Origin of the sequence: Pseudomonas sp. MWU12-2319, from assembly GCF_023242525.1 — a bacterium.
Taxonomy (GTDB): Bacteria; Pseudomonadota; Gammaproteobacteria; order Pseudomonadales; family Pseudomonadaceae; genus Aquipseudomonas; species Aquipseudomonas gingeri_D.
This window is the reverse complement of the sequence record NZ_JALJES010000039.1, coordinates 1-4,593: the sequence shown is the minus strand read 5'-3', so window position 1 is coordinate 4,593 and position 4,593 is coordinate 1. Positions and strand designations below refer to the sequence as shown.

Sequence of the window (4,593 nt, the reverse complement as noted above, 5' to 3'; positions counted from 1 at the left end):
TGCCGACATCGAAAGCATCGATCCTCGTATTGCCGACCGGGCTTTATCTCACTACAACCTCGGTCCGAAGGCAGGTACCAAACCAGCGCCTGTTACCGTGTTGCATGATCATCTGAATGAGCCCGGGAGCCAGGAAGACGCTCTGACCAACGTCTACTCGATTCTGCAATCCGCGGCGGCCACGGCCTATGAGCACGCCGACAACCAGACCGGTTCGAACCGCAAGGTGGCGATGGGAGTGGTGCATCTCATTGAGTTGGCACAGCTAAAGATGGACTCGGTGCTGGATGAGCAGGCGGTCAGCGTCAGCGGCTGACCACGTTCTGCGGAGAGCGGAAAGCCTGGCTTTCCGCTCATTCGGGTCTGAAGTTCAACAGCCGTGTCAGCCCCCCCCCCTCAGTCGATTGCCTGCTCCTGCTCGCACCGAGACCAAAACCACTCCATGCAGTGTCCGAGCCTGTTGAACCACAACACCTTCCAAACTTCGGCATTCCGATACGCTTAATCCGTAGGGAGGAGACTACGCTGGAGCAGTAAACCCTACGCTCCAGCGTAGGTAAAACTTAAGCTGGCGAGGGTGCATCTAGCAAATACCCATCCAACTCTTCAATGACGCTCACCGACAACGCCATCTGCGCACTGATGCGCGTATCCAGCGCCCCGATCATCTGCCTGTCCCGCTCAGCCCGCACGACGCCAAACAGGTCGATCTTGTCGAGCAGATAGCAGACAAAGGTCATGCTCAACGCCGTCGCCGCTCCCACCAGCACCGCCGTCAGTACACCGGCGATAGGGGCGAACAGGGGCACGCTGAGAATCAGCTTTTCGGCAGCTTCTTCCAGGGCCACGCCGCCGACCACCACTCCGCCTGCAGCCAGCAGCTTCAGCGCCTCGTGTGCCGCCTGGGCGAAGCTCATGTTCTTGGGTGGGAAAAGGAAGGTCTTGAGTGCCTTGAGTAGTGAGAAGATCCCCTCGCGAATCATCCGTACGGCGCGCTTGCCGGTGGTGACGAACAGGTTGATCAACACGGTCACCGCATTGGAGATGAAACCGGAGATGAAACCACCGCTAAAGCTGTCGAGCATCTGCTCCCACTTGCCTGCAACCTTGACGCCGACACGCTTCAGGCGTTCGCCAAGTTCGGCCAGGATGGTCTCGCTCTGGCGGCCATTTCGGTAGAGGTCTTTGATCTCGTCCAGGGAGCTGCTGAACAGCTCTACCATCAGCATGCCAAAGGCCTGCTGGGCACCCATCTTCAAGCCTTCGGTCATGCCCGTCTGGGCGGCGTGAGTGGTGTAGAAGGCGGCTTTTTCCGAGGTGCTGGGGCCGTGGCGGTCGGCGGCGGTCTGGCCGCGTTTCACTGCCGCCTCGAGTCGGTCACGATTGATGTCGTGGTGTTCTTCGTTGGTGACTGTGCGACCGTTGGATTTCTTATCCACCCACTCCAGTTTCTCTTCATCGCTCATCGATTGGTTGATGCTGCGCTGGGTGGAGATCAGGTTTTCGGTATCAGTCCCGAAGTCGGCGCGCTGGGTCTTCGACTGCATGAACCCGCCGTTCTTGTGGTAGGACTTCAGCGGTACGATGTGGTCGGGGCTGGTGTGCTTACCCATGACGGTTTCGCCGGTGTAGCCATCAGTGAGCTGGCCCTTGCTGTCCAACTGGCCTTTGGTGAACGTGGCACCCACCGAATTCTCGTGGTCGCCGGCAAACTTCTTACGTTGGCTGTTCAATCCTCTGTCGTAGTCATCGCGGTTGTATCGTTCATCGGTGTTGGCATAGATACCTTGCTGGGCATTGTGAATAGTCGTCACATTGCCCCCTTGTTTGTCATACACCGCAAGGACCTTACCCAGTCCCAGGGGGCCGGCAATTGCTGCGACGATATCGCGTTGTGCCTTGGCCAGCAGGTCGTTCACCCGCGCCTGGTCGAACTCCTTCTCAAGTTCGTCCAGCAGCACGCGAGCCTCCTGCGGGGCAGCCTGGAGGGTGACGCTCAGCGAGGCATGGTAGTCCAGACTGGCGAGGCGCGTGGTGTCGGCTTGGCTGGCCAGCAGGGCCGCCACGTCCTCAGGGTTGGCTGCGGCATGAATCAGCGGGCGGTTGGCCAGTTGTGCGCGCAGGGCTTGTTGCTTTCGGAACTGTTCGAGTTTGCTCATCGGGCGCTTTCCTTACGCGGCTTTTAGGCTGTTCCAGGCTTGCATGAAGGCTGCTTCCTGCGGGTGAACGCTTGCTTTGCTGAGTACCAACAGTTTGATGATCTCGTCGAAGATGGACATGTCCATGCCCGACTCTTTTGCCAAAATGAAGGCTTCCTTGATGGTGGGTGGCTGCTGGTAAAGCGATTCGATCTTGGCCTTTACAATGTCCGGAATGGCGCCTGCGGCGACACCTGTGATGAACTGCTCGATACCTTCCCGATCCTCCTCGCTGATCCCGCCTTTGCAGTTGGCGGTCGCCACCGCAACCGCATTCAGCGCCATGATGGCATTGAAATGCTTGCCAGCAAGCTTGAGGCTTTGCATGGCCTTCTCGAGTTCCTGGTTCAGCTTTGTGATCTCGGCCAGATGCTCGGCCTTGGCTTGCTTGCGACCAGCCTCGACGCCAGCCTTGTGCGCCTCTTCATCGCCGTCGAGATTTGCAGCGACCACGGCGCCGGCAACACCCGCGCCCACCGCAACGGCAATTGTGCCGGCTCCGGCTAGCGAGCCGAGCAACGTTGCGCCACCGACTAGTGAGCCACCACCGGTGAAGGGCGCCGCGGCAACTGCGCCGACCCCGATCGCGGCGCCGCCGAGCACTTTCCAGTAGTCGATTTCCTTTTCGCCCGAGGCCACGTCCTCGACATAGTTGCGGGTAGCGTCAAAGCCATCGGAAACCGCATCACCTAAGGTTTCGGCGGCATCGGAGAGGGTTTCGACGGTAGAATTATAAGCGCTTGAAGCCGTTTCTGAGACTGACTCGGCTACGGTGCTGACGGTGTCGACGGTGGCATCGTAGGCATCGGATACCGTCTCGGCGACTTTGTCGGCAACCTCGCTGACGGTTTCCTTGGCCGAGTCGTAGGCCCTGGACAAGGCGTCGCCGATGGACGAGAAGATGAAGGTACTGCCCAGCGCGCCGCGGGTCATCAGGGCACTATGGTGACTGATCAGGTTTGCACCGAAGCCTTCTGTGGATTGCAGGAAAATATGTCGATACACGAGCGGGCCATCCATGGTGGACAAAAGTGCCTGAGATTCTCCATGGGGATAGAGCGATGTCAATATGCCTTTATAGGCTTTTCGAATGGCTCCCCGCTATATGAGGCTTCGGCAGCTGCAGCTCGTAGCCTCAACCCCTACTCATAAAGCCAAGGCTTCACGCTCCTTGAGCTGCTCGAGTCGTAGCAAAAGAGCGGCTATGAATTCCTCCCCATGATTGAAAGTTTTGGATACGGTAGGGGCGGAACACCGTTACTGATCCTGCACCATGTCGAAGGATGCGACTTGCGCGGTAAGCGTCCGGGCATCCCGTGTTGCGTAACTTAAGTCGGTTGCCAACGATGTGGCAGCAACTCCTCGATTTCACTCGCCCGCTGCGTTGGCAGGCGAGTGAGGACATCTTTCAAATAGCCATACGCATCATGTCCATTGAGCTTGGCTGACTGGATCAAACTCATCAGCGCCGCCGCACGTTTTCCACTGCGCAACGAGCCGGCAAGGCGTGTTCGCTGTTCGCTTACTTGGGAATGGCCTAAAGGTTTGCTTGAGTCACAATGATAGTGGATAGCGAATCCCTGATTGGTGTGACTACTCTGCTGGTCTAGTTCGCCAGGGTCCGGGCGCAGCGGTCAGGCGGTTCAGGAAGGCGGATATGGAAGTCCACTTTGCACGACTGGGAAAATACTGGCTCATCGTAGACTTCAATACGATCTCGACCGGCTGTACGCGAGGTTTCGGTGGTTCAGAGTGTTTGCTTCTGGCCGCCACTGTTCAGAAACTGATTTCCAGAGCAGACAGCCCGTACGTCTCCAGGTAGCCACCTCCTACCAACGGTTTCATTCATCAGCGGTGATCAACCACATGGCCAGCGGTGCTCACGGTCTCTCACTGGAGCCGGCAATTTCAGCGACCAGCAAGAGTTCTCTCTTTCCCTTGAGTGAAATTTCCTAGAAAATCCTGACCGCTTGCGCCTGCCCATATCGCTGGTTATCTTCGATCCGTCACTGCACATCAGTGACAGGGTTTGGTAGCCCTCGGTGTAACTAGGCGCAAAGCGCCACCTTGAGCAAGGCGCTTTTTTTCGGCCTCAGCTTTTATGGTGGTCGTGCGCAGGGCGTCCGCGGACGCGCCGGGTTCCTAGTGCACCGGTCTACCAACCTGCGTACGGCCGCCACCCTTCAATCGTTTGGTAGCGATGGTGACGGCTTCAATACATGCACTTGGAGTACCTCGTACTATGTTCAAGCCCACCCCCAATCCGCCTGCAACCTCAAACATCGAAAGCATCGACCCTCGTATCGCCGACCGTGCTTTGTCTCACTACAACCTCGGTCCGAAGGCAGGTACCAAACCAGCGCCTGTTACCGTGTTGCATGATCATCTGCATGAA

3 protein-coding genes and 1 pseudogene are annotated in these 4,593 nt (G+C 57.8%); 1 reads left to right on the top strand and 3 read right to left on the bottom strand.

Annotated elements, in window-relative coordinates:
* Positions 1 to 7 precede the first annotated feature (7 nt).
* On the top strand, positions 8 to 316 hold the full coding sequence (locus tag M5C01_RS32545) for a hypothetical protein (RefSeq protein ID WP_248764465.1): 309 nt from the start codon (positions 8 to 10) through the stop codon (positions 314 to 316).
* Positions 317 to 563: 247 nt separating this feature from the next.
* Here the strand turns inward: M5C01_RS32545 and M5C01_RS32540 are convergent, their stop codons facing one another.
* From M5C01_RS32540 to M5C01_RS32530, 3 genes and pseudogenes are all read right to left on the bottom strand, one after another.
* Positions 564 to 2,159 carry a hypothetical protein gene (locus tag M5C01_RS32540; RefSeq protein ID WP_152742307.1) on the bottom strand — a complete coding sequence of 532 codons (1,596 nt, stop codon included), beginning with the start codon at positions 2,157 to 2,159 and terminating at the stop codon, positions 564 to 566.
* Between the two features lie 12 nt (positions 2,160 to 2,171).
* Positions 2,172 to 3,227: a hypothetical protein gene (locus M5C01_RS32535; RefSeq protein ID WP_248764464.1), complete on the bottom strand. Its 1,056-nt coding sequence runs from the start codon at positions 3,225 to 3,227 to the stop codon at positions 2,172 to 2,174.
* 299 nt (positions 3,228 to 3,526) lie between these two features.
* Positions 3,527 to 3,700, bottom strand: a pseudogene (locus M5C01_RS32530) (transposase domain-containing protein); the annotation flags it as partial.
* Positions 3,701 to 4,593 lie beyond the last annotated feature (893 nt).